Source organism: Pseudomonas sp. DC1.2 (genome assembly GCF_034351645.1).
In the GTDB taxonomy this organism is placed as follows: Bacteria; Pseudomonadota; Gammaproteobacteria; order Pseudomonadales; family Pseudomonadaceae; genus Aquipseudomonas.
Genome location: NZ_CP133782.1, coordinates 474910 through 498445, shown reverse-complemented (window position 1 = coordinate 498445; position 23536 = coordinate 474910). Strand labels below are relative to the sequence as shown.

The following is a 23536-nucleotide window of genomic DNA, read 5'->3' as shown; positions in this document are numbered from 1 at the left end:
CAGCTTTTTTGGATGACAGGGGTTTACAGTTAAAAAGACGCTCCGTATAGTGCGCGCCATCGACGACGCAGACGCGCCGAAGATACTGCCCAGATGGTGAAATTGGTAGACACGCCAGCTTCAGGTGCTGGTGACCGCAAGGTCGTGGAAGTTCGAGTCTTCTTCTGGGCACCAATTTAGAGCTTGAGATTAGATCAATTTCAAAGCTCACACAAAAACCCGCGAAAGCGGGTTTTTGCATTCTAAGCATATGATTTATTAAAACCAAATCAGGGGTTTACAGATCAAAGTGCGCTCCGTATAGTGCGCCACATCAACAGCGGCAACGCTCGCGATAATGCCCAGATGGTGAAATTGGTAGACACGCCAGCTTCAGGTGCTGGTGACCGCAAGGTCGTGGAAGTTCGAGTCTTCTTCTGGGCACCAATTCAAATTTCAGGGCGCGCTCTGAAATTTAACAAAAACCCGCGAAAGCGGGTTTTTGCGTTTCAGACTGCTGAAAAAAATGTCCAATCGCTTGAAGTTGCAGCCTATCGCCACGCGACATTCAATCATTTACACCTGTCGCAGGCGAGCGAACAAACCTATTAGCGGATGACGCATGAAGGATTGCCTGCGCGGCAGGCCTGATTAGCGCACCGGGCTCACTGACTAAGAAGGCGTGCGACGAAGCTGCTAGCCGACAGCTTTCCGCTGCTTTGTAGCTTTCCGCCAGGCTGCACCCATTCCAAGGTATCTATAAAGACGGTTTCCGGTCTTCTTTGCGAGTCTCGGTAAACCTCGGCGACGCCCCCTGCCCCGAAATCAGCATCCCATTGGCCCGCCCGAGTGTGCCTGATCAGATTGACGAAAGACCCATTACGATCATCTCGGGCCAAGGTGACGATCTTCCCGTCTGCCTGCACGACGACACTGGTGTAGGCGCCAATACCCGCGCCAGTCTCCAGCGGACCTCCGTTATTGAACAGGGGGTCCGGGGCGCCGTTGACAAGGATGTTCGCCACAAAGTTGATATCTTGCGGGGAGTACCAACTACTCCCCGCTACTGCGATTGCGCCATTTGGGCCGGCTGCCAACCCGGTGATTTTTGTATCCTCTACGCCGCCTGAAAAGCGGAGAGTGACGGTTCCGTTGGTGCCAAACCCTGGGTTGGGCTGGCCATTGTGCAAGAAGCCCTTCAGGAGCGCTTTTTTTGCGCTTGAACCACCCACCACGAAACCATCAGCAGTGACCAGCAGAGCTTCAAGCTCGGTCGCCGGCAAGTGAATGGGAGCACCCTGCCCAAAGTTAATCAACGCGCCCTGGCTATCGAGTCGCATGATATGGCTGTTGTTTGACAGGTCATAGAACGCCAAAAGAATGTCTCCGCCAGGCAAAATGGAAATACCGCTTATTGGCGCAAAAAATTTTGATACCTGAGCGCCGAGCGAAGTACTCCCGTTGTTACCAAAGTCGCTATCCACCTCACCGACCTGCTTGAATCGGGTGATGAAAGCGCTGCTAGCCTCACCTCGCGCAGTGAGTATCAGCGGCTTTCCGTCAGGCTGTATCGCAAGGTTGTAAATGTCGATATGTTCGGCCACTGCACGCTTGACGACCTTAGCGTTAACGGTAGAGCTCAGTTCGCCGTTAGCGTCATGCTTGACGAACCCATATGGCCATGCGGTGATGATTGACCCAGCGCTGTCTGATCGTGAAATCCCCGCGAAGCCATCATAGAAAATGGTGCCATCTTTTGTGAGTTGATTACCGAAAGTCAGGTCTCGCTGTCCGGCCGTATTTATCACTGCATTGCTCATAAGCAAACCCTTCCGTGAATATGAAGGTATCCACATATGCTCATCAGGGTTTAATTGAGCGACTGCATGGGATGTTGCATTAGGAACCTTCAGGCATGGGGTGAATAGCTGCGAAAAGTGACAGTAGACGGTAGCCCGTTTTTATGTTCGAGAAACCAGCAACCTCATGACGTCAAGGTGCGACCGAGCCCACCCAAGCCAACCGGCGCCTGCAGCCCCCCCAAAAAAACCCTGACATGACGTTAAATTTTTCCCCCGCGCGCGCTGTATTGACGCCCGAATGTGTCTGAGCTGCCGACATCGCCCCCGCGAGCGGCCAGCCCAAACACAGAAGATCTTACGCCCTGAACTGCCCCAGGCTTGCTTTCAACTGCGCCGCCAATCCGTCCAGCACTTTGCCGCTGGCAGTGGTTTCAACCACTGCCTGAGCTGCCTTCTCAGCCTGTGCATGAATGGTTTCAACCCGCCCACGTACCGCTTGCGCGCCTTGCGCCTGATGCGCCGCCGCCTGCGTCGCCAAACCAATCGCCGCATGCACCTGCTCTACCGATGCCTGCACCGATTGCTGTAAACGCGCACTGTCGCGCAACACCAATAGACCTTCGTTGGCCTGACGCCCCGCCAGACCAATCGCCGCCACCGCTTCACGCGCACCTTGTTGCAACGCCACGATATGCGCCTGGATATCACCGGTAGAGCTTTGCGTCTTGCTCGCCAGTGCCCGCACTTCATCGGCCACCACCGCAAACCCGCGCCCCGTCTCACCGGCCCGCGCCGCTTCGATTGCCGCGTTCAACGCCAACAGATTGGTTTGCTCGGCGATGCCATGAATCACCGTCAGCACCACTTCAATTTGCTCACTTTGCTGCGCCAGACGCTCGATAACTTTCGCCCCGGTATCGACCTGACCAGCCAATGCTTCGATCAGACTGCCAACCTTCGCCGAGGTGCGAGTGTTCTCGTCCGTGGCCTGGCGAATATCCACGACCTGTTGCAAAGCGGCCTGCATGGCATGACTTTCAGACTGAGCCTCGTCCGCCATCTGCGACAACGCGCGCAAGCTCTCGGCGACTTCATCGCGCTGCATACCCGCCGCCGCATCCGCCCCCGCATTGCGCAAGGTCATCGCGCCGATTTCCACGCCGGTACGCTGCGCCACATCGCCCGCTTCACGCACGATCGGCTGCAACTTATCCACAAAGCGGTTGACCGCCGAGGCCATGTCGCCAATCTCGTCCTTGCTACTGATCTGCACCCGCTTAGTCAGATCACCCTCGCCTGCTGCCAAGTCATCCATCGCAGCAATCAGCATTTTCAGACGGTTGACCACGCGCCGCCCTAACACTACCGCCAGCAACAGCAACACGCCAAAACCTACCACCGCCAACCCCATGCCGATGCGCCAGCGCAACGTGCCAGCCGCCTCCTGCACGGTACTGGTCGTATTGGCCTTCATTTCAGACGCCGTGGACTGCGCCGACTGCAACCGCGCACGCATCGCCGCGGCACTGTCCGCCGCCGCACCTTTGAGACTGTCGCCAACCAGTTGATCACTGCTGGCAATCAACGCCGAAAAACGCTTATCCAGCGCTGCAAGATCAGTTTCCACCGAGGCGGTAGAAACACCCATCAAGACCTTGCCGATTTCCACGCCATTGGGGTTGATCGAGGCTTCGAGGTAATAAACTGACGGATCGTGCTTCGCTGCATCCAACACCTTGTCCAGCGCACGCTCACCCTGGCCCTTCTCTAGGAGTGCCTTATTGATCGGATTTTCCCGATTGAGGTAGCGCGTCAAGTGCTGACCCGTCGCATCGTCATACACCACGAACAGCACATTGGGATTGCGCTGAGCCCGGCGGGCAAATTCGGACAGGGTCGGGACGTCACTGTCCCACATCGCTCGAGGAGCGACCGAGGCCAGTAACTGCGCCATGTCATTGGCCGATTCCTGCAGATCCTTTTCCAACGTCCCACGCAGTTGCGCCTGCTCATCCTTCAGACGCGAAGACAATCCCGCAGTAAGACGCTGACGAGTATTGCTGGAGAGGCTGTCCAGGCTCGACGTGACTTCACGCCCCGCCTGCTCCAACTCTGCTGAAAGTTTTTGGCTATCGGCGCCTAGTCTCGCGCCGAGATCGGCCTCTAGTGCAGTCACCGTGCTCCGAGTCAGAGCAACAGCTACCAGCACCTGCACCAAAAGGGCGATACCAAGGGTAACGAACACTGGCCGCAACAAACGGCTTTGTAACAGTGAGAGAACGGCCGACACATGAAATCCCTCTGCTTTGGCGCCATTAAATTGATGGCACACTGGAAGCGACGCTTTTAACAAGATCGCAGCAAGGGTCGTGCCGCTCAACAAGCCTAAACGACAAAGGCCCCAATTAAGGGGCCTTTGTGTTTTACATCAACAACTTATTAAGCGAACGGATGACGCAGAACGATGGTCTCGTTGCGGTCCGGGCCCGTCGAAATAATGTCGATCGGCGCGCCTACCAACTCTTCGACGCGTTTGATGTAGTTGCGTGCAGCCTGAGGCAGTTCTTCCAGCGTCTTGGCACCTACGGTGGACTCGGTCCAGCCTGGCATCTCTTCGTACACTGGCTCCAGGCCGATGTAGCTGTCGGCGTCAGTCGGCGCATCAATCACTGCACCGTCCTGATTCTTGTAGCCAACACAGATGTTGATGGTTTCCAGACCGTCCAGCACGTCCAGCTTAGTCAGGCACAGGCCCGAAATACTGTTGACGTCGATGGCGCGACGCAGAATGACCGCATCGAACCAGCCACAACGACGGGCACGGCCAGTGGTAGCACCGAACTCATGGCCACGCTTGGCCAGGAAAGCACCCACGTCGTCGAACAGCTCAGTCGGGAATGGACCCGAACCGACACGCGTGGTGTAAGCCTTGGTGATGCCGAGGATGTAATCCAGGTACATCGGACCAAAACCGGAACCGGTGGCGATACCACCAGCAGTGGTGTTGGAACTGGTGACGTATGGATAAGTACCGTGATCGATGTCCAGCAGGGAGCCTTGGGCGCCTTCGAACATGATGTCTTTGCCCGCACGACGCAGCTCGTGCAGCTCAGCGGTGACATCGAGCATCATCGGCTTCAGCAGTTCGGCATATTCCATGCACTCGTCGAGTGTTTTCTGGAAGTCGATCGCCGGCTCTTTGTAGTAATTGACCAGCACGAAGTTGTGGTAATCCAGCAACTCGCCCAGCTTGGCGGCGAAACGCTCACGGTGGAACAGGTCACCGATGCGCAGACCGCGACGAGCAACCTTGTCTTCGTAAGCCGGGCCGATGCCGCGACCGGTGGTGCCGATCTTCAGCTCGCCACGGGCCTTTTCACGCGCCTGGTCCAGCGCTACGTGATAGGACAGGATCAGCGGGCAGGAAGGACTGATGCGCAGGCGCTCGCGCACCGGTACACCTTTTTCTTCCAGCTTGATGATCTCGCGCAGCAGAGCGTCCGGTGCAACCACCACACCATTGCCGATCAGGCACTGCACGCCATCGCGCAGCACGCCCGACGGGATCAGGTGCAAGACGGTTTTTTCGCCATCGATCACCAAGGTGTGACCTGCGTTGTGGCCACCTTGGTAGCGCACTACGGCGGCAGCATGTTCGGTCAGCAGATCAACGATCTTGCCTTTGCCCTCATCACCCCACTGGGTGCCCAGGACTACGACATTCTTACCCATAACACTTGTCCTCATTCGCGCAAACTTGGTGCCGGCGGCGGCCGGCAGGGAAACTCAAGAAGCCAGCGGCAATACTTGCCACAGCCCGTTCTGCTGAATCAATTGCCGGTCGCAGTCCGCTTCACGGGCGGCGGCCAAAGGTTGCCCAGGCAATGCCTGAACGACACGCTGACCCTCACTGCGCAACTGACAAACCTGCTGCCAGAGTGCCGTATCCGTACTGTCAGGCATCCAGATACCGCCAGACGGTAGCTCGATTTCAGCACGCCCCAGGGTCACCAGGGTTTTTAAATCGGTAGAGAAGCCTGTTGCCGGACGGGCTCGACCGAAGTCGGCGCCAATGTCGTCGTAACGACCGCCCTGGGCAATGGACTGCCCCACACCTGGCACAAACACCGCGAACACCACACCGGTGTGGTAGTGGTAACCGCGCAACTCGCCCAGGTCGAAATACAGAGGCAACTGCGGGAAACGCGTCGACAGACGATCAGCAATCGCCAACAAGTCTTCCAATGCAGCCAATACCGGCGCCGGCGCATTGGCCAGACGCACGCGTGCGGCGCTCAATACTTCAGGACCGCCACACAGATCAACAAGCGCCCGCAGCATGCTCGACAAATCGGCTGGCAGCCCTTCGGTCAAGCTAATGACCTCGTCGATGGCTTTGCGTTGCAACGCATCGAACAACTGCTGTTCGACTTCGCCAGACAAACCGGCGGCGCGCGCCAGGCCACGATAGATCCCGACATGGCCGAGGTCCATGTGGACGTCCGGAACATCAGCCAGTTGCAACATGGCCAGCATCAGGCTGATGACTTCAACGTCGCTACTCGGGCTGGCATCGCCGTACAACTCGGCGCCCAACTGGATCGGGCTGCGCGAGGACGACAAGGCGCGTGGCTGAGCATGCAGCACGCTGCCGGCGTAGCACAAACGGCTCGGGCCTTCGCGACGCAGAGTATGCGCATCGATGCGCGCCACTTGCGGCGTGATGTCAGCACGAAAACCCATCTGCCGGCCCGATTGCGGGTCGATGACCTTGAAGGTACGCAGATCCAGGTCCTGGCCTGCGCCGGTCAGCAGAGATTCCAGGTACTCGATATGGGGAGTCACGACAAACTCGTAACCCCAGCTCTGGAACAGGTCCAACACCTGGCGACGCGCGACTTCAATGCGCGCTGCCTCCGGTGGCAGTACTTCTTCGATGCCATCTGGCAGCAGCCAGCGGTCTACCGTTGCCATTACGCCATTCCCCTATGATCCGGGCGGCCAGCCTTTGGGCGAGCCTTGAGTGAAGCAGAAAATGCATGGTTCATGCGCATAAACCACGCGCATGAACGAAGGGGCGAAAAGCCTTAAATCGGCTTCGCCAAGCACTTTCCTCGAAAAATCTGTCGAGCCATTCAACACGATGTCTTGCAACAAAGCAGCAATCAAACGTGCAGACGCAAAAAAGCCGGGAATTTCCCGGCTGCCGCATCATACACACGTTTTCCTAAAGGATCACCCCGCCGCGGTTTTTAGCCGCCAAGCGGGGATGATTCAGGTCAACGTTGCATCAAGGCTTGGATTTTTCCAGGTAACGGAAGAAATCGCTGCTTGGGTCCAGGACCATGACGTCGGTTTTGTTCGCGAAGCTTTCACGGTAGGCGCGCAGGCTACGGTAGAACGCGTAGAACTCCTGATCCTGACCATAGGCCTTGGAGTAGATCGCAGAGGCCTGGGCATCACCATCACCGCGAACCTCTTCCGATTCACGATAGGCTTCGGCCAGTAACACGCGACGCTGGCGATCGGCGTCGGCACGAATGCCTTCAGCCAGTTCGTTACCCTTGGCGCGGTGGTCACGAGCCTCACGCTCACGCTCGGTACTCATACGCTCGAACACGCTGCGGTTAACTTCTTTCGGCAAGTCGATGGCCTTGACCCGAACATCGACAACCTCGATGCCCAGCTCTTTCTCAGCCATCGCGCTCAGCGAAGCGGTGATGTCCGCCATCAACGCGTCACGCTCACCGGAGACCACTTCATGCAGGGTGCGCTTACCAAACTGGTCGCGCAGGCCCGATTCCAGACGACGCGCAAGGCGTTCGTCAGCAATCTGCTTGAGGCCAGAAGTCGCCGTGTAGAAGCGCTCGGCATCCTTGACGCGCCACTTGGCGAAGGCATCAACCATGACCGCTTTCTTTTCAAGCGTCAGGAAGCGCTGTGTCGGTGCATCCAGCGTCATCAGACGACCGTCGAATTTGCGCACCTGGTTAACGTAAGGCACTTTCACATGCAGACCCGGCTGAACGTCAGCCTGAACCACGCGACCAAACTGCAGCAACACCGCTCGCTCGGTCTGAGCCACGATGTAGAAGCAGTTCCAGGCAGCGATCGCCACGACGACGCCGACAATAAGGGCGATCAGCGATTTATTGCTCATCAGCGACTCTCCCTGGTACGTGCTTGCTGTTGCTGCAGATCAGCGGCTGCACGCGCATTCGCTTCATTGCTGCTGGCTGCCGCGCCAGACGCCGGATTGCCAGCACTGGTGGTGCGGCCACTGTCGATCATCTTGTCCAACGGCAAGTACAGCAGATTACTCTGGCCATTCTTGTTGCCGGTCACAAGCACCTTGCTGGTGTTGGTGAAGACTTCCTGCATGGTGTCCAGGTACAGCCGCTCACGCGTCACCTCTGGAGCCTTGCGGTACTCGGCGACCAGTTTGGTAAAGCGATCACCCTCACCCTTGGCACGGGAGACCGTCTCATCGCGGTAACCGTTGGCATCCTCGATGATACGCTGGGCTTGACCACGGGCTTCCGGCACAACGCCGTTGGCGTAGGTTTCAGCCTGGTTACGCGAACGCTGCTCGTCTTCACGGGCACGAATCACGTCATCGAACGCTTCCTGAACTTCACGCGGTGCCGCTGCGTTCTGAACGTTGACCTGAGTAACGGTGATACCGGTGCGATAGGTATCGAGGAAACGTTGTAGACGCTCCTTGATCTCGCTGGCCATCAACTCACGACCTTCGGTCAGCACCTGGTCCATGGCGGTGGAGCCCACCACGTGGCGCAAGGCACTGTCGGTAGCTTGCTGCAGACTGATTTCAGGCTGATCAACGTTCAGCACGAAGTCTTGCAGGTTGGTGATTTTGTACTGCACGGTCAGCGGCACTTCGACGATGTTCTCGTCTTCAGTCAGCATCTGGCCTTGCTTGGTGTACGCACGCTCACGCGTCACGTTTTCCATGTACTTTTTATCGATTGGCGGGAAGTAGATATTCAGGCCCGGGCCAACGGTTTCGTAGTACTTGCCAAAGCGCAGCACCACGGCTTGCTCCTGCTCGTCGACAACGTACACCGCGCTGTACAGCCAGATGGCCGCCAACACGACCAGGCCGATACCGAGCAGGCCGCCGAAGCCGCCACTCTTGCCCGAACCGCCGCCATCGTCGCCGCGTTTTTTACCACCACCGAACAACCCGTTCAGGCTTTCCTGCAGCTTTCGGAAGGCCTCGTCGAGATCCGGTGGTCCCTTGCGGTCGCCGTTATTGCGGCGTTTGCCACCCCAAGGATCCTGATTATTCGAGTTGCCACCCGGCTCATTCCAAGCCATAGCGCTCTCCATCTGATAAAGCAAAGACGCACCCACGGCGCGCCGACCAATGCTACAGAATGCCTGTCACCACGGCACAACCGCTTTCTCAGGCTTTTATTGCAAAGTGTGTTGCTCGATGAAGTCCGTTGATTGCAGACCTTCGCGGCTCAAGAGTCGATTCAACTCGATCCGTGGTAAGCGAACGGCCAGCAGACAGATACCTTCTTCGTCGTGTTCTTCTTTCTGCACCGCACCGAGTTCGAAAAACTGCGCACGCAGTCGAGCAAAACGTTGCGGTAAGCGCAAGGTGCCTACAAACAAATCATCACCGAGCAACTCGGCCACGGCCTGCTTGAGCAGGTCAAGCCCAGTACCTTCCTTGGCCGACAACCAGACCCGCAGCGGTTTGCCATCGGCATCGCGTTGAATCTGCGGCTCGACACCTTCGAGCAAATCGAGTTTGTTGTATACCTCAAGGATCGGCAAGTCCTGCGCACCAATCTCCCCGAGCACCACCATGACCTGTTCTATCTGGGCCATGCGCTCGGGCTCATGCGCATCAATCACATGCAACAGCAGGTCGGAGTTGCTCGACTCTTCGAGCGTAGCCCGAAATGCCTCGACCAGCTTGTGCGGCAGGTGACGAATGAAGCCTACCGTATCGGCCAGGACGATAGGCCCCAGGTCGTCGAGTTCGAGTCGGCGCAACGTGGGGTCAAGGGTCGCGAACAGTTGGTCAGCGGCGAACACATCGGAGTCGGTCACCGCATTAAACAATGTCGATTTGCCGGCGTTGGTATAGCCCACCAGTGACACTGTCGGAATATCAGCCCGCTTGCGTCCGCGTCGAGATTGCTCGCGCTGGCTACGGACCTTTTCCAAGCGCCCCTTGATCTGTCGCAGGCGAACCCGCAGCAGACGCCGGTCGGTTTCCAATTGGGTTTCACCCGGGCCGCGCAGACCGATACCGCCCTTCTGCCGCTCAAGGTGAGTCCAGCCGCGAACCAGCCGCGTACTCATGTGCTCAAGCTGGGCCAGTTCGACCTGAAGCTTGCCTTCATGGGTGCGGGCACGCTGGGCAAAAATATCGAGAATCAGGCCCGTGCGGTCGATTACGCGACACTCGAAAACACGTTCGAGGTTACGTTCCTGACTGGGCGTGAGGATGTGATTAAAAATCACCAGATCTACCTGTTCGGCTTTGACCAGGTCGCGTAATTCTTCGACCTTGCCGCTGCCAATCAGGTATTTGGCGGTTGGCCGATGACGCGGCACGTTGACAAACGCGACGGTCTCGGCACCAGCCGAAATTGCCAATTCCTGAAACTCCTGCGGATCTTCGCGCGCCTCAGGGTCCTGACCATCCAAGTGAACGAGAACTGCTCGATCACCACCACTGTGGCGCTCAAAGAACAAAGGAGACTCCTATCAGGCGTTACCTGGCTCAGCATCACCTGCTTCGGATTCGGTTGCGCTAGGCAGACGAATTGGACGAACCGGCACTACTGTAGAGATAGCGTGTTTGTAAACCATCTGGCTTACGGTGTTTTTCAACAAGATAACGAACTGGTCGAAAGACTCGATCGTGCCTTGCAGTTTGATACCGTTGACCAGATAGATGGAAACCCCAACTTTCTCTTTACGTAAAGTATTCAAGTAAGGGTCTTGTAGCGAATGCCCTTTTGACATGTGCCGCACTCCTTTAAGGATTCAATATAAAAAATAGGTAAACAGATGGCTTGTGGCCGTCGCACCCCCAAGGATAGACGGCAATTGCAAGGACTCAGCTCAATATGGAGATCGTCCCAAGGTATTTCAAGGCGCGCGGCAGATTGTCGCAATCGAGGCTGTCCAACCAATGTAAATCAGCCCAACTGCGTAGCCAGGTGAACTGGCGCTTTGCCAATTGGCGCGTGGCGATGATTCCCCGCTCCTGCATCTCGGCTTGCGACAGCTTGCCATCCAGGTAGTCCCAGACTTGTCGGTACCCTACAGCGCGTATAGACGGCAACCCCGAATGCAGGTCACTTCTTGTACGCAGGGCTACGACCTCGTCGATGAACCCCTGTTCCAACATATTTGTGAATCTTTGTTTAATACGGGTGTGCAGCACCTGGCGATTTGCCGGAGCGATAGCCAAGTTCGCGACAGTATAGGGCAATTGTTGCAGTCCCGAAGCTGCTGCTTCAGTAGTTTGCGCAGATTGTCTTTCGCGCAGCTCGGTCATGCTCTGACCGCTCAGGCGATAAACTTCCAGCGCTCGACTCAGACGCTGCGGGTCGTTCGGGTGAATTCGCGCCGCGGAAACCGGGTCAATCAGCGCCAATTGGTCGTGCAGCGCTTGCCAACCAAGGCGTGCGGCCTCTTCTTCGATTTGCGCACGAACCTGCGGGTCAGCCGCCGGCATTTGCGCCAGACCTTCGACCAAAGCCTTGTAGTAGAGCATTGTGCCGCCTACAAGCAATGGGATTTTGCCCCGCGCGGTGATCTCGGCCATGGCCTGAAGGGCATCACGACGGAAATCCGCGGCGGAATAGCTCTCGGCCGGATCAAGAATATCGATCAAACGGTGCGGAAATTCGGCAAGGATATCTTTGGAAGGCTTGGCGGTGCCGATGTCCATGCCACGGTAAACCAATGCCGAATCGACACTAATCAACTCGCAGGGCAGCACTTTAGTGAGTTCGATGGCCAGATCAGTCTTGCCCGCAGCGGTCGGGCCCATCAGGAAAATCGCTGGAGGGAGCTGACTCATCAACGACCGCGCAAGAATAGTTTGTCCAGATCGTCCAGCCCCAGTTGGGTCCAGGTCGGTCGGCCATGGTTGCATTGACCGCTGCGCTCGGTGTTTTCCATGTCCCGCAGCAGGCCGTTCATTTCTGGCAAAGCCAAACGCCGATTAGCGCGGATCGCACCGTGACAGGCCATGGTGCCGAGCAGTTCATTGAGGTGCGCCTGAATACGGTCGCTGGTGCCGTACTCCATCAGGTCCGCCAAAACGTCACTGACCAAGCGGTTGGCTTCAGCCTGTTTGAGCAGTGCCGGGATCTGCCGGATGGCCAGGGTTTCGGGGCCAAGGCGCTGTAATTCAAAGCCGAGACGCTGGAACCACGCGATATGTTCTTCCGCGCAATCGGCCTCGCGCTGGCTGACAGCCAGGGACTCCGGCACCAGCAGCGGCTGACCGCTCAGGCCTTCGCTGGCCATCGCAATCTTCAAGCGCTCGTACATGATCCGCTCGTGAGCGGCGTGCATGTCAACGAGCACCAGGCCTTGGGCGTTTTCCGAAAGAATGTAGATGCCTTTAAGTTGGGCCAGCGCGTATCCCAATGGTGGAATGTCGTCCTGCCCGTCGGGCAGGGCTACCGCATTGGCTTCAGGCAACGGTGCGAAAAACTCGCGATAGGCGGCCTGGGCTTCAGCAACCGGCACGCCGGACTGAGGCCGTGCCGTGTACTGATACTGAAAACCGGCGCCAGCGCCTGACCCCGCCGCCGTATTGAACGTCGGCTGCCCTTGCGGCTGCTCCAGCAACGCATTGGCCGCCAGGCGCATTTCACCCTGCGGACCGAATTCTCCAGCATCAATGCCAGTAGGCCGAACAATAGCCGTCGCCACCGGCGCTGCCAGATGATCATCCGGTCGCACATCGCCCAAGGCACGGTGCAGAGTGCCGTAGAGGAAGTCGTGGACCATGCGCCCATCACGAAAACGCACTTCGTGTTTGGTCGGGTGTACGTTGACGTCAACCCCCGCTGGATCAACTTCGAAAAACAGCACGAACGTCGGATGCCTACCGTTGAACAGCACGTCGCGGTAAGCCTGACGCACGGCGTGGGCCACCAGTTTGTCGCGTACTGCACGGCCGTTCACAAAGAAATACTGCAAGTCCGCCTGGCTGCGGTTAAAGGTCGGCAAGCCGACCCAACCCCACAAGTGCAGACCATTGCGCTCGATTTCGATGGGCAGTGCCTGCTCCAGGAAACCCGAACCGCAGATCGCCGCCACGCGCCGGGCACGGGCCGCGTCGTCATGGGCTTCGTGCAGACTGAGGATGGTTTTGCCGTTGTGACGCAAGTGAAATGCCACATCGAACCGGGCCAGCGCCAAGCGCTTGATCACTTCCTGCAGGTGATCGAATTCGGTTTTTTCAGTCTTAAGAAACTTGCGCCGCGCTGGGGTGTTGAAGAACAGGTCGCGCACTTCCACCGAGGTGCCCACCGGGTGAGCCGCTGGTTGTACCCGCGGCGCCATGTCCCGGCCTTCGGTCTCGACTTGCCAGGCCTGATCGGCGTCCTTGGTGCGAGACGTCAGGGTCAATCGCGCCACGGAGCTGATCGAAGCCAGAGCTTCACCGCGAAACCCCAGGCTCATCACCTGCTCGAGGTCTTCGAGGTTACGAATCTTGCTGGTAGCGTGCCGCGCCAGCGCCAGCGGCAGGTCATCGGCAGAAATACCGCTGCCATCGTCGCGCACCCGCAGCAGCTTGACACCGCCCTGCTCCACATCGACATCAATGCGCCTGGCGCCAGAGTCGAGGCTGTTTTCCAAGAGTTCCTTGATCACCGAAGCCGGACGCTCGACCACTTCCCCCGCCGCAATCTGGTTCGCCAACCGCGGACTGAGCAGCTCGATACGGCCAGCGTTCGTCAGCACTTGGTTCATTCCTTGGCCGCCAGTTCAGTGCCTGGGATGGTCAGGGTCTGACCGATTTTCAACTCATCGGTTTTCAGGTTGTTGGCGCTGCGCAGCGTCGCCGGGGACACCTGATAACGCACGGCGATCATCGCCAGCGTCTCGCCCGGACTGACGCGATGGTCACGCGGCCCTTGAGCGATTTTGCCGGAATCACGCAGCCAGGCAATGTAAGTGCCCGGCGGCGGATTCTGCTGGAAGAATTGACGAACGCCGGCGCTGATCGAGCGAGCCAGGGCCTGTTGGTGGCTCGACCCGGACAACTTGGCCGCCTCATTGGCGTTGGAGATAAACCCGGTTTCAACCAGGATCGATGGAATGTCCGGCGATTTCAGCACCATGAACCCGGCCTGTTCGACGCGTTGTTTGTGCAACGGTGTGACGCGGCTGATGTTGCTCAAGACTTTCTGACCAACGTTCAGGCTGGAGGTCAGGGAGGCGGTCATCGACAGGTCAAGTAGCACGCCCGCTAGCATGCGGTCCTTGTCGTCGAGGCTGACGCTGCCGGCACCACCAATCAAGTCGGAACGGTTTTCACTGTCAGCCAACCAACGGGCCGTTTCCGACGTCGCACCGCGATCAGACAAGGCGAACACCGACGCACCAAAGGCTGCGGAGGACGGCGCGGCGTCAGCATGGATCGAGACGAACAGGTCGGCGCCTTTCTTGCGGGCGATTTCGGTACGGCCACGCAACGGGATGAAGTAGTCGCCGGTACGGGTCAGTTCGGCACGGAAGCCTTTCATGCCGTTGACCTGACGCTGCAACTCACGAGCAATGGCCAGCACCACGTCTTTCTCATGCTGGCCGCGCGAACCAGAGGCACCCGGGTCTTCGCCGCCGTGGCCGGCATCGATGACCACAATAATGTCGCGCTTGCCAGCCGGGGCGGGTGGCAACTTCACCGGTGGATCAATTGGAGTGACCGGCACCGGGGCCACGGTCGCGACGTTGGTCGGCGGCGGTGGAATGGGCGCAGCGGCTTCAGCGCTGTCGAACAGGTCAACCACCAGGCGATTACCGTACTGAGCGTTCGGCGCCAGGATGAAGCTTTTCGGGGTGACGGCTTTTTTAAGGTCGATGACCACCCGCAAATCGGTCGGGGTACGCTGGGCCGAACGCATGGCGGTAATCGGCGTGTTGGCAGTGTTGACCTTCAACGGCGCACCGAGGGTCGCACCATTGATGTCGATGACCAACCGATCCGGAGCCGTCAGGGTAAACACACTGTGCTGCACCGGGCCACTAAGGTCGAACACCAGTCGCGTGTTATCCGGCGCCCGCCACAGGCGAACGCTGTTGACCTTCGTTTCGGCCGCAGCGTCGACGGTCACCGCCAAAAACAACAATCCTACGGCAGCTACCATCGCGCGAAAGCGCATACCTGACCCCATCATTTATTTGAATTCCAATGCCAAAGCGGCACACCAAGACTCGCCACGCGAGCCTTGAGGCAAAATTTTCAGCGAACGCCCGCTGTCATGCGGGCTAATGGTAATGGTCAGGTCGGGCTTTGGCAAAAACCCTGCACCCTTCTGGGGCCATTCAATCAAACATAGGGCATCGTCGTCGAAGTAGTCGCGGATACCGAGGTACTCCAGCTCTTCCGGATCGACCAGTCGGTAGAGGTCAAAATGGAAGGCGCGGATGTCGCCAATTTCGTAGGGCTCGACCAAAGTGAAGGTCGGACTTTTTACCGCACCCACGTGCCCCAACCCGCGGATGATGCCTCGGGACAAGGTGGTTTTGCCGGCGCCAAGATCACCTTCAAGAAAGATCAGGCCATGCCCTTGGGTGGTTTGCGCAATGAGTGCGCCGAATGCGCTCATCGCCTCTTCATCAGCCAGGTACAGGGTTACTTCAGACACGGTGCTTGCTCCTCCAACAACTGACGAATGGCCGGAATCAGATCACTGGCCGCCAGACCACGGCCGAACTTACCTTGTTGCTCACCGGCATTGGCGTGCAGCCAGACGGCCAGACAAGCGGCGGCGAACGCGCTCATGCCTTGCGCCAGCAATGCGCCAACCAGCCCCGCCAGCACATCACCCAAACCGGCAGTGGCCATGGCGGGATGGCCTTGGTGACACAGCGCCAGACGCCCGTCGGGACTGGCGATCAAACTGCCGGCGCCTTTAAGCACGACGACAGCGGTGTATTTTTTGCTCAGCGCATGAGCCGCGGCCGGACGATCAGCCTGAACCTCAGCCGTCGATATCCCCAGCAATCGTGCCGCTTCGCCAGGGTGCGGAGTGATCACGCAGTCCTTGGGCAAGCTCACGTGCTCGCTGGCCAACAGGTTCAACGCATCGGCATCCCAGACTTGCGGCAACGCTGCGTTAGCGGCCGCCGACAACAGACTGCGCCCCCAACCGGCCTGACCAAGTCCCGGCCCGACCACCAGCACCGTAGCTTTCTTAAGCAAACCCATCAGTTGATTGGCCGACGACGTACCCAGCACCATCACCTCAGGCAGACGCGTTAATGCCGCCGACACGTGTTCGCTACGCGTGGCCAGGGACACCATGCCCGCACCCGAGCGCAGCGCACTCTGCGCGCTGAGCAGGATCGCACCGCCCAAGCCCCGGTCTCCGCCGATCAGCAGCACATGACCTAACGTGCCTTTGTGCGAGGAGGGCGCACGAGAGGCCAATCGCGGCAGATTACGGGGGGTTAAAAGAAGCGCGCTCAAGGCGACCGCCTCGACCAACGCAGGGTCAGCGTGCAAATCGTTGAAAACCAACTTACCCACCACATCCGCGGCGTCACCCGTGAACAGCCCCAGTTTCAGACCAACGAACGTTACGGTCAGATCAGCCTGAACCGCCGCGCCGAGGATGTGACCGGTATCGGCACACAGCCCCGAAGGGATATCAACCGCGACCACGGGCAACCCGCTGGCATTGATGGCGCCGATGGCCATGACGAAAGGTTCACGCACCTCACCGCTCAGACCCGTGCCCAGCAGTGCGTCCAACACAATGCCGCGAAATTCGGCATCTGCGCTCCAGGCTTGGATAATTACTTTTTCAGAAACGGCTTCGGCATGGGCCAACGCCGCATCACCTTGCAAGCGTTGAGGATCGACCACGCTGAACACCCGCACCGACCACCCGGCACGACGGGCCAATACGGCCACCAGATAACCGTCACCGGCATTGTTGCCGTGGCCGGCCATGACGCTCAATTCGTTAGCCATCGGCCACTGTCGAACGATCGCACGCCACGTCGCCCGGGCCGCTCGCCGCATCAACTCGAAGCCCGACGTGCCGGCCGCGATCAGGCTCGCATCGAGCCCACGCACTTGCGCAGCGCTGTACAGTGCGTCGGGTAAATCATCTTTAGTGTGCGGCATGCGTCTTCGGGCTCCGATGTCTGGCAGAATTATACGCACCTCAGCTCCGGTTTCTCTCGTCTCATGCCCGCTATTACTACAGACCTGCCCGCCCTCGCTCAATCCATCAAGGACTGGGGCCGTGAGCTGGGCTTTCAGCAAGTCGGCATCAGCGGCCTGGACCTCGGTGAGCATGAGCAACACTTGGAGCGATGGCTCGAAGCCGGCTACCACGGCGAAATGGACTATATGGGCGCCCACGGCAGCAAACGCTCGCACCCGGAAGAACTCGTCCCCGGCACCTTGCGTGTAGTTTCCTTGCGCATGGACTACCTGCCCGGTGACACGCAAATGGCACAATTGCTGGCCCAGCCGGAAAAAGCCTACGTTTCGCGTTATGCCTTGGGCCGCGATTACCACAAGTTGATCCGTAAACGCGTGCAGCAACTGGCAGACAAAATTCAGGCGGTCATCGGTCCATTCGGCTATCGCGCCTTCGTCGACAGCGCCCCGGTACTGGAAAAAGCCATCGCCGAAAAAGCCGGACTCGGCTGGATCGGCAAAAACACCCTGGTCTTGAACCGCAAGGCCGGCAGTTACTTCTTCTTGAGCGAATTGTTCGTCGACCTACCGCTGCCGGTGGACCCGGCCCACACCACCGAGCACTGCGGGCGCTGCACCGCGTGCCTCGACATCTGCCCTACCAACGCCTTCGTCGGCCCGTATTTGCTGGATGCGCGCCGCTGCATTTCCTACCTGACCATCGAACTGAAAAGCGCCATCCCCGAAGACCTGCGACCACTGATCGGCAATCGCGTGTTTGGCTGCGATGACTGCCAGATCGTCTGCCCATGGAACCGTTTCGCACGGCCGTCCGCTGAAAACGACTTCAAGCCACGGCACAACCTGGACAATGCTGAACTGGCCGAACTGTTCATGTGGGACGAGGAGCGTTTTCTCAGCAGCACCGAAGGTTCGCCATTGCGCCGAGCCGGCTATGAACGCTGGTTGCGTAATCTGGCGGTCGGCCTGGGCAACGCGCCGTCGAGCATTCCAGTGCTGGAAGCGTTGAAGGCACGGCGCGAATACCCGTCAGAACTGGTGCGAGAGCATGTGGAGTGGGCGCTCAAGCAACACGCGGCGCGTCAAGCCTCGTCGTTATAAACGAACTTGGGCATTTCCCAGTGGAAACGGATCGCCAGCAAACGCAGGAGGAAGCCGCCAAACAGCGTGATCAGAATCGCCTGCTCACCGGGTAATTGCAGGTAGATACAGAGCATGTAACACCATGCCGCGGCGAACGAGACGCTGGCATAGAGCTCACGACGGAAGATCAGCGGTATATCGTTGCAGAAGATATCGCGCAGGATGCCGCCAAAAACCCCGGTGATGACACCGGCGACCGACGCCACCAGCATGCCCTGCCCCATTTCCAGGGCCGTCATGCAACCGATCAAGGTGAATGCCACCAGACCAACGGCGTCGAGCACCAGAAACAGCGAACGCAGGTGACGCATCCACCGGGCAGTGAAGACCGTGAACATCGCCGCTACCGAGGTCAGCACCAGGTATTCCGGATGCTTGACCCACGTCAGCGGGTAGTGGCCGAGCAACACATCGCGCACCGAACCGCCGCCCAGGGCCGTGACGCAGGCGATCAACACCACGCCAAACCAGTCCATGCCACGACGGCCGGCAGACAAGGCACCGGTCATGGCCTCGGCGGTAATGGCGATCAGGTAGAGCATCAGCAACATGGCGGCAGTCCTGGCAGGAAGGCGCGCAGTCTAGCCATTTCGTGGCGGCACCAAAAGAGGGCAATCACACAGTACGGCCGGGCTGACGGCTTCGCGGCGCACCTCGCTTCTACGGTACAGCCCAGAACTGTAGGCGTGAGGCGTGCCCGCGAAGGCGTGATTGCGGACGCCGCCACATCAGAACTTGATGAAGTGCTTGCGGTAGTGCTGCAACTCGGCGATGGATTCTCGGATATCGTCCAGGGCCAGGTGAGTGCTGCCCTTTGTGAAGCTGTCACGCACGTCCGGCGCCCAGCGCGCAGCCAGCTCTTTAAGGGTCGAAACGTCGAGGTTGCGGTAGTGAAAGTAGCTTTCCAGCGCTTTCATGTGGGTGTAAAGAAAGCGGCGGTCCTGGCAGATGCTATTGCCACAGATCGGCGACTTGCCCTTCGGCACCCATTTTTCCAGGAAGGCGATAGTTTCGGCTTCGGCTTCGGCCATACTGATCCGGCTGTCGCGAACCCTCTGGGTCAGACCCGAGCCGCCATGTTGGCGGGTGTTCCACTCGTCCATGCCGGCGAGAATCTCGTCGCTGTGGTGGATAGCAATCACCGGCCCTTCGGCCAAGGTGTTCAGATTACTGTCAGTGACAATGGTCGCCATCTCGATGATGACGTCGGTATCCGGGTTCAAACCGGTCATTTCCAGGTCGATCCAGATCAGATTCTGCGGGTTATGCATACGGCGGCTCCTAGGCAATGCTGCGCAGTTTAGCCTAGGCAACCAGCGGGGCGTGCTAAACTCGCGACCGTTTTATCTAATCGCTGCATTCTTGATACGGAACACCCATGGCCAAACGCCAACTCAATCGTCGTCAAAACTGGCGCATCGAAAAAATTCAGGGCGAGCGCGCTGCCCGCGCCGCCAAACGCGAGTCCTCAGCTGTCGAGGCACTTGAAGGCGGCGACCTGGGCGCGGAACAGACCGGCTTGGTGATCGCGCACTTCGGTGTGCAGGTCGAAGTCGAAGCGCTCGATGGCGAGTTGGCAGGCCAGGTATTCCGCTGCCACTTGCGCGCCAACCTCCCCGCGCTGGTCACAGGCGATCAGGTGGTATGGCGCGCCGGCAACCAGGGCATAGGGGTCATCGTCGCGCAACTGCCACGAAAAACCGAGCTCTGCCGTCCGGACAGCCGCGGCCAACTCAAGCCGGTAGCAGCCAACGTCGACATGATCGTCATCGTCTTCGCCCCGCTGCCCGAGCCCCACGCCAACCTGATCGATCGTTACCTGGTTGCCGCTGAGCACGCCGGAATCCGGCCGCTGTTGCTGCTCAACAAATTCGACTTGATCGACGAGCAGAATGCCCCGGCGCTGAATGCCTTGCTGGCGGTATACCGCACCTTGGGCTATCCGGTACTGGAAGTCTCGGCGCACCACGGCAATGGCATGGAGCAATTGCAGGAACAGCTGGACGGGCGCATCAGCGTTTTCGTCGGCCAGTCCGGCGTCGGCAAGTCATCGCTGGTCAACAGCCTGCTGCCCGAAGTCGAAGCCCGCGTCGGCCCGCTGTCCGAGCTTTCCGGCCAAGGTACGCACACCACCACCACCGCACGGTTGTTCCACTTCCCCGGCGGCGGCGAACTCATCGACTCCCCTGGTATCCGTGAATTCGGCCTGGGCCACGTCAGCCGTGCCGACGTTGAAGCTGGCTTCATTGAGTTCAACGACTTGATCGGCACTTGCCGCTTCCGCGACTGCAAGCACGACCGCGAACCGGGTTGCGCCTTGCTCAAAGGCCTTGAAGAGGGTCGCGTGCAACAGCAAAGGATGAACAGCTACCGCTCGATCATCGCCAGCCTGCCGGAAACCAGCTATTAAACAGACGTGCGCGCCCCCCCGACATCGACGGGGCGGCGCGTCGCTATTTTAGACCTACAAAACCCTCGCCGACTTAAACGCCAGATCACTCTGTAGGGCCCGCTCACAAGTGCCTGTAGGGCATTTCTGTTTTAACGCAAAGCCCTTGCCACCTTCATTCAACTGCCTAAATTCAAGCCCTCTTCGCCCTTTTGGCGATACAGAGGGACGCCCATGCAAACCTATCATTTGTTCATCAGCCATTCGTGGAACTACTCCGACACGCATGACAATCTCGTGCGCCTGCTCAACGCGCACCCGACCTTCACCTTCAAGAATTTTTCGGTGCCACCCGAAAACCCGATTATTGGCGCGAAGACCGACAAGCAACTGGTCGAGGCAATCGAAAACAAAATCCGCCCGTGCTCGGCGGTACTGATCATGGCCGGCATGTATTCCACATACAGCAAGTGGATCAACAAGGAGATCGAGATCGCCAAGCGCATGGGCAAGGTGATCATCGCGGTCAAACCGTTCGGGGCCGAGCGAATCTCCACGGTGGTACGTGACGCCGCACATGCCGAATGTGCGTGGAACACCAACAGCATCGTCAACGCGATTCGCCTGCACACGGCGGTATGAGCATGCGCAAGGGATTGTTCATCGGTATCAACCATTATCAGCATGTCTCACCGCTAAGCGGCTGCAACAACGACGCCATGGCTATGGCGTCGGTACTGGAACGGCATGCCAACGGCCGCCCCAACTTCAGCAGCAAGGTGCTGACCTCCGCCGAGGATGACCTCTCACTGACGGCGATGAAACAGCACATCCAGAGCCTGTTTTCCGGTGATTGTGATGTGGCGCTGCTGTATTTCGCCGGCCACGGTCAGTTCGACACCAGCATCGACGAAGGGCTGCTGATTCCTCAGGACTTTGCGCATGGCGGAGATGGCATTCGCATCAGCGATATCTTGAACTGGGCGGACAACGCCCCGCAGATCAAGAATAAAATCATCATCCTCGATTGCTGCCAGGCCGGCGCCGCCGCCGCGATGCGCGGGTTGCGCGGCGGCAACAGCGTGGTCGGCGAAGGCATGACCATCCTGACCGCCTGCAAGAAAGAGCAGTTGGCACTGGAATCGCGTGGCCACGGCGTATTCACCGGACTGCTGTTGCAGGCCTTGCACGGCGGCGCGGCCAATGTGCTGGGCAGGGTGACTCCCGGCAGCGTGTATTCGTTTGTCGACAATGCGCTGGGCGCGTGGGAACAGCGCCCGGTATTCAAAACCAATGTTTCTCAATTCGTCCCGCTGCGCGAAGTAGCGCCGCTGATTGCTGAAGAAACCTTGCGCAAACTCAAGGACTGGTTCCCCGAACCCAGTTTTGTCTATCCGCTCGACCCCAGCTACGAACCCACCGAAGCCACGTTCGATCCCGACAATGGAGAAATTTTTCAACAACTGCAGAAATGCAACCGCCACAGCCTGATCGAACCGGTCGACGCCGAGCACATGTACTTCGCGGCCATGCACTCCACTGGCTGCCGCCTTACCGCGCTCGGCGCCTACTACCGCGAACTCGCGATCAAGGGACATTTTTGATGCCAGTGTTTATCAGCTACCGCCACATGGATCGGCCGCAAGCCATCGCCATCAACAAACGGCTACAGCAAGCCAACATCAAAACCTACCTCGACGTGCTCGATCCCGAGTCGCAGACCACCGACGACATCACCGGGGTGATCACGCGCAACATCAGCGAATGCACACACCTGTTGGCCGTGGTGTCCGAAAGGACCGCAAATTCCTGGTGGGTACCGTTCGAAATCGGTGAGGCGACCATCAGCAATCGCCGCATCTGCTCGTTCCGGACTGGCCCGGCGGAGCTGCCGCTGTACCTGGATAAATGGCCGAAGCTGAGCAGCGAAAAAGATATTGAGTTCTTTATCGATGCTTACCGGGAAGAAGTGACCAATAAACGCTCGATGACATTGGATTCGGTCAATGAATCCTTGCGCGGCACTTACAAAAAGAACGCCGAACACTTCCACGACCAACTCAAAAATCGTATTCATCGAGGCTTCTGACAGGCCCAAATAAGCCGCGAATATCGCGGCTTCCTGATATTCAAACGGCTGCTTTTTTCCACCTTCCAGCGATGAGCGTCATAGACGTCACACTCGTTGTGAATCAATACATGTGCAGCGTGGGCGAAATACCTCAGGCCATGACGTTTGGCATTTTTCAAACACAGGCACACGACGCTGTCGGGGATGTTACGAGGGGCTTTGAACGCATGTTTCAACACTCATATTTAATGTGTGCCCGAACCTGATCAAAGAACCCGTCCGTAAAAGCCGCATTACTCAAAAAAAAGCGCTGATTATCCTCTTTCAACTCAATAACAAGCGATTTGAAAAATGGGTTTCGCCGAACATGAATCGAATGTATTTCCTCCCTGAGAATCAACTCCTGTCGCTTATAACCAACGGCCTCATCGCGAAACATTAAACCTTGCGGAACAACTGAAATACTCACTTTATGATCACGTTTTGAAAAACTGCTAATCACACTCAACACAATACTCATCAGTATTGACATCCCAATGGGCCACCCTGCCACGTAGCGCCCCAGTGCCCCGTAAGGAAAAAAAATCATCCCCAGCATTGCAAAACTAACAACACAGCTTCCACATAACCAATAGATGTGCGTCAAGCTTGTATAAGGATTCCATGTAGCTCGCATAATTACCCCTTGATCTTCGCAGCAGCCATAGCAACATCGTATTTAGACATGACCGATTGAAAAT

21 protein-coding genes and 2 tRNA genes are annotated in these 23536 nt (G+C 58.2%); 7 read left to right on the top strand and 16 right to left on the bottom strand.

The features are described from left to right. The first annotated feature begins 87 nt into the window (after positions 1–87). Positions 88–174 (top strand) — tRNA-Leu (locus RHM68_RS02230). A 165-nt stretch (positions 175–339) separates the two neighbouring features. Beyond that, positions 340–426, top strand: a tRNA-Leu gene (locus RHM68_RS02225). A 218-nt stretch (positions 427–644) separates the two neighbouring features. Here the strand turns inward: RHM68_RS02225 and RHM68_RS02220 are convergent. The 13 genes from RHM68_RS02220 to RHM68_RS02160 form a co-directional block, all read right to left on the bottom strand. Further along, the gene (locus RHM68_RS02220; RefSeq protein WP_322220326.1) at positions 645–1799 is read right to left on the bottom strand and encodes a hypothetical protein; all 1155 of its coding nucleotides are present in this window, start codon (positions 1797–1799) and stop codon (positions 645–647) included. A 337-nt stretch (positions 1800–2136) separates the two neighbouring features. After that, complete coding sequence (locus RHM68_RS02215) at positions 2137–4071, bottom strand: methyl-accepting chemotaxis protein (RefSeq protein ID WP_322220325.1); 1935 nt, start codon at positions 4069–4071, stop codon at positions 2137–2139. A 149-nt stretch (positions 4072–4220) separates the two neighbouring features. Further along, positions 4221–5513 (bottom strand): adenylosuccinate synthase, encoded by a 1293-nt coding sequence (locus RHM68_RS02210; RefSeq protein ID WP_322220324.1) that lies wholly within the window; start codon positions 5511–5513, stop codon positions 4221–4223. Positions 5514–5567: 54 nt separating this feature from the next. Further along, on the bottom strand, positions 5568–6755 hold the full coding sequence (locus RHM68_RS02205; protein ID WP_322220323.1) for an ATP phosphoribosyltransferase regulatory subunit: 1188 nt from the start codon (positions 6753–6755) through the stop codon (positions 5568–5570). Positions 6756–7071: 316 nt separating this feature from the next. After that, complete coding sequence (gene hflC / locus RHM68_RS02200; RefSeq protein ID WP_322220322.1) at positions 7072–7941, bottom strand: protease modulator HflC; 870 nt, start codon at positions 7939–7941, stop codon at positions 7072–7074. Continuing rightward, positions 7941–9119 (bottom strand): FtsH protease activity modulator HflK, encoded by a 1179-nt coding sequence (gene hflK / locus RHM68_RS02195; RefSeq protein WP_322220321.1) that lies wholly within the window; start codon positions 9117–9119, stop codon positions 7941–7943. The genes hflC and hflK overlap by 1 nt, the downstream gene beginning before the upstream one ends. A 96-nt stretch (positions 9120–9215) precedes the next feature. Then, positions 9216–10517: a ribosome rescue GTPase HflX gene (gene hflX, locus RHM68_RS02190; RefSeq protein WP_322220320.1), complete on the bottom strand. Its 1302-nt coding sequence runs from the start codon at positions 10515–10517 to the stop codon at positions 9216–9218. 12 nt (positions 10518–10529) lie between these two features. Beyond that, positions 10530–10790 carry an RNA chaperone Hfq gene (hfq, locus tag RHM68_RS02185; protein WP_007902656.1) on the bottom strand — a complete coding sequence of 87 codons (261 nt, stop codon included), beginning with the start codon at positions 10788–10790 and terminating at the stop codon, positions 10530–10532. A 94-nt stretch (positions 10791–10884) separates the two neighbouring features. Continuing rightward, complete coding sequence (miaA, locus tag RHM68_RS02180) at positions 10885–11856, bottom strand: tRNA (adenosine(37)-N6)-dimethylallyltransferase MiaA (protein WP_322220319.1); 972 nt, start codon at positions 11854–11856, stop codon at positions 10885–10887. Next, the gene (gene mutL, locus RHM68_RS02175; protein WP_322223656.1) at positions 11856–13754 is read right to left on the bottom strand and encodes a DNA mismatch repair endonuclease MutL; all 1899 of its coding nucleotides are present in this window, start codon (positions 13752–13754) and stop codon (positions 11856–11858) included. Before mutL ends, miaA begins: the two co-directional genes overlap by 1 nt. Before the next feature lie 8 nt (positions 13755–13762). Further along, positions 13763–15193: an N-acetylmuramoyl-L-alanine amidase gene (locus RHM68_RS02170; protein WP_322220318.1), complete on the bottom strand. Its 1431-nt coding sequence runs from the start codon at positions 15191–15193 to the stop codon at positions 13763–13765. Then, positions 15194–15664, bottom strand: coding sequence for a tRNA (adenosine(37)-N6)-threonylcarbamoyltransferase complex ATPase subunit type 1 TsaE (tsaE, locus tag RHM68_RS02165; RefSeq protein WP_322220317.1), 471 nt, complete (start codon positions 15662–15664; stop codon positions 15194–15196). After that, on the bottom strand, positions 15652–17151 hold the full coding sequence (locus tag RHM68_RS02160) for an NAD(P)H-hydrate dehydratase (protein ID WP_322220316.1): 1500 nt from the start codon (positions 17149–17151) through the stop codon (positions 15652–15654). The genes tsaE and RHM68_RS02160 overlap by 13 nt, the downstream gene beginning before the upstream one ends. A 63-nt stretch (positions 17152–17214) precedes the next feature. Between RHM68_RS02160 and queG the strand changes: the two genes are divergently transcribed. Further along, positions 17215–18294, top strand: coding sequence for a tRNA epoxyqueuosine(34) reductase QueG (queG, locus tag RHM68_RS02155; RefSeq protein WP_322220315.1), 1080 nt, complete (start codon positions 17215–17217; stop codon positions 18292–18294). On the opposite strand, the gene RHM68_RS02150 is transcribed toward queG, so the two are convergent. Together RHM68_RS02150 and orn are read right to left on the bottom strand one after the other, a co-directional pair. After that, positions 18276–18887 (bottom strand): trimeric intracellular cation channel family protein, encoded by a 612-nt coding sequence (locus tag RHM68_RS02150; protein ID WP_322220314.1) that lies wholly within the window; start codon positions 18885–18887, stop codon positions 18276–18278. The genes queG and RHM68_RS02150 overlap by 19 nt on opposite strands. Before the next feature lie 177 nt (positions 18888–19064). Further along, the gene (gene orn / locus RHM68_RS02145; protein WP_322220313.1) at positions 19065–19607 is read right to left on the bottom strand and encodes an oligoribonuclease; all 543 of its coding nucleotides are present in this window, start codon (positions 19605–19607) and stop codon (positions 19065–19067) included. A gap of 107 nt (positions 19608–19714) precedes the next feature. Here orn and rsgA point away from each other — a divergent pair, with 107 nt between their 5' ends. The 4 genes from rsgA (at position 19715) to RHM68_RS02125 (ending at position 22814) form a co-directional block, all read left to right on the top strand. Continuing rightward, the gene (gene rsgA, locus RHM68_RS02140; protein WP_322220312.1) at positions 19715–20746 is read left to right on the top strand and encodes a small ribosomal subunit biogenesis GTPase RsgA; all 1032 of its coding nucleotides are present in this window, start codon (positions 19715–19717) and stop codon (positions 20744–20746) included. A 213-nt stretch (positions 20747–20959) separates the two neighbouring features. Beyond that, a complete protein-coding gene (locus tag RHM68_RS02135; protein WP_322220311.1) occupies positions 20960–21367 on the top strand; it encodes a TIR domain-containing protein in 408 nt (135 codons plus the stop codon). Positions 21368–21369: 2 nt separating this feature from the next. After that, positions 21370–22329 carry a caspase family protein gene (locus RHM68_RS02130; RefSeq protein ID WP_322220310.1) on the top strand — a complete coding sequence of 320 codons (960 nt, stop codon included), beginning with the start codon at positions 21370–21372 and terminating at the stop codon, positions 22327–22329. Continuing rightward, positions 22329–22814 (top strand): toll/interleukin-1 receptor domain-containing protein, encoded by a 486-nt coding sequence (locus tag RHM68_RS02125; protein ID WP_322220309.1) that lies wholly within the window; start codon positions 22329–22331, stop codon positions 22812–22814. The genes RHM68_RS02130 and RHM68_RS02125 overlap by 1 nt, the downstream gene beginning before the upstream one ends. Positions 22815–23028: 214 nt before the next feature. On the opposite strand, the gene RHM68_RS02120 is transcribed toward RHM68_RS02125, so the two are convergent. Beyond that, positions 23029–23472 (bottom strand): hypothetical protein, encoded by a 444-nt coding sequence (locus RHM68_RS02120; RefSeq protein ID WP_322220308.1) that lies wholly within the window; start codon positions 23470–23472, stop codon positions 23029–23031. Between the last annotated feature and the right edge of the window lie 64 nt (positions 23473–23536).

Bases quoted from the DNA above. Each gene is read 5' to 3' on its own strand.
- rsgA (WP_322220312.1), top strand. From the start codon at position 19,715: ATGGCCAAACGCCAACTCAATCGTCGTCAAAACTGGCGCATCGAAAAA.
- RHM68_RS02160 (WP_322220316.1), bottom strand. From the start codon at position 17,151: ATGCCGCACACTAAAGATGATTTACCCGACGCACTGTACAGCGCTGCG.
- RHM68_RS02125 (WP_322220309.1), top strand. From the start codon at position 22,329: ATGCCAGTGTTTATCAGCTACCGCCACATGGATCGGCCGCAAGCCATC.
- hflC (WP_322220322.1), bottom strand. From the start codon at position 7,941: ATGAGCAATAAATCGCTGATCGCCCTTATTGTCGGCGTCGTCGTGGCG.
- queG (WP_322220315.1), top strand. From the start codon at position 17,215: ATGCCCGCTATTACTACAGACCTGCCCGCCCTCGCTCAATCCATCAAG.
- RHM68_RS02150 (WP_322220314.1), bottom strand. From the start codon at position 18,887: ATGTTGCTGATGCTCTACCTGATCGCCATTACCGCCGAGGCCATGACC.
- RHM68_RS02130 (WP_322220310.1), top strand. From the start codon at position 21,370: ATGCGCAAGGGATTGTTCATCGGTATCAACCATTATCAGCATGTCTCA.
- RHM68_RS02210 (WP_322220324.1), bottom strand. From the start codon at position 5,513: ATGGGTAAGAATGTCGTAGTCCTGGGCACCCAGTGGGGTGATGAGGGC.
- RHM68_RS02170 (WP_322220318.1), bottom strand. From the start codon at position 15,193: ATGATGGGGTCAGGTATGCGCTTTCGCGCGATGGTAGCTGCCGTAGGA.
- orn (WP_322220313.1), bottom strand. From the start codon at position 19,607: ATGCATAACCCGCAGAATCTGATCTGGATCGACCTGGAAATGACCGGT.
- miaA (WP_322220319.1), bottom strand. From the start codon at position 11,856: ATGAGTCAGCTCCCTCCAGCGATTTTCCTGATGGGCCCGACCGCTGCG.
- hflK (WP_322220321.1), bottom strand. From the start codon at position 9,119: ATGGCTTGGAATGAGCCGGGTGGCAACTCGAATAATCAGGATCCTTGG.
- hfq (WP_007902656.1), bottom strand. From the start codon at position 10,790: ATGTCAAAAGGGCATTCGCTACAAGACCCTTACTTGAATACTTTACGT.
- RHM68_RS02135 (WP_322220311.1), top strand. From the start codon at position 20,960: ATGCAAACCTATCATTTGTTCATCAGCCATTCGTGGAACTACTCCGAC.
- RHM68_RS02205 (WP_322220323.1), bottom strand. From the start codon at position 6,755: ATGGCAACGGTAGACCGCTGGCTGCTGCCAGATGGCATCGAAGAAGTA.
- RHM68_RS02120 (WP_322220308.1), bottom strand. From the start codon at position 23,472: ATGCGAGCTACATGGAATCCTTATACAAGCTTGACGCACATCTATTGG.
- RHM68_RS02220 (WP_322220326.1), bottom strand. From the start codon at position 1,799: ATGAGCAATGCAGTGATAAATACGGCCGGACAGCGAGACCTGACTTTC.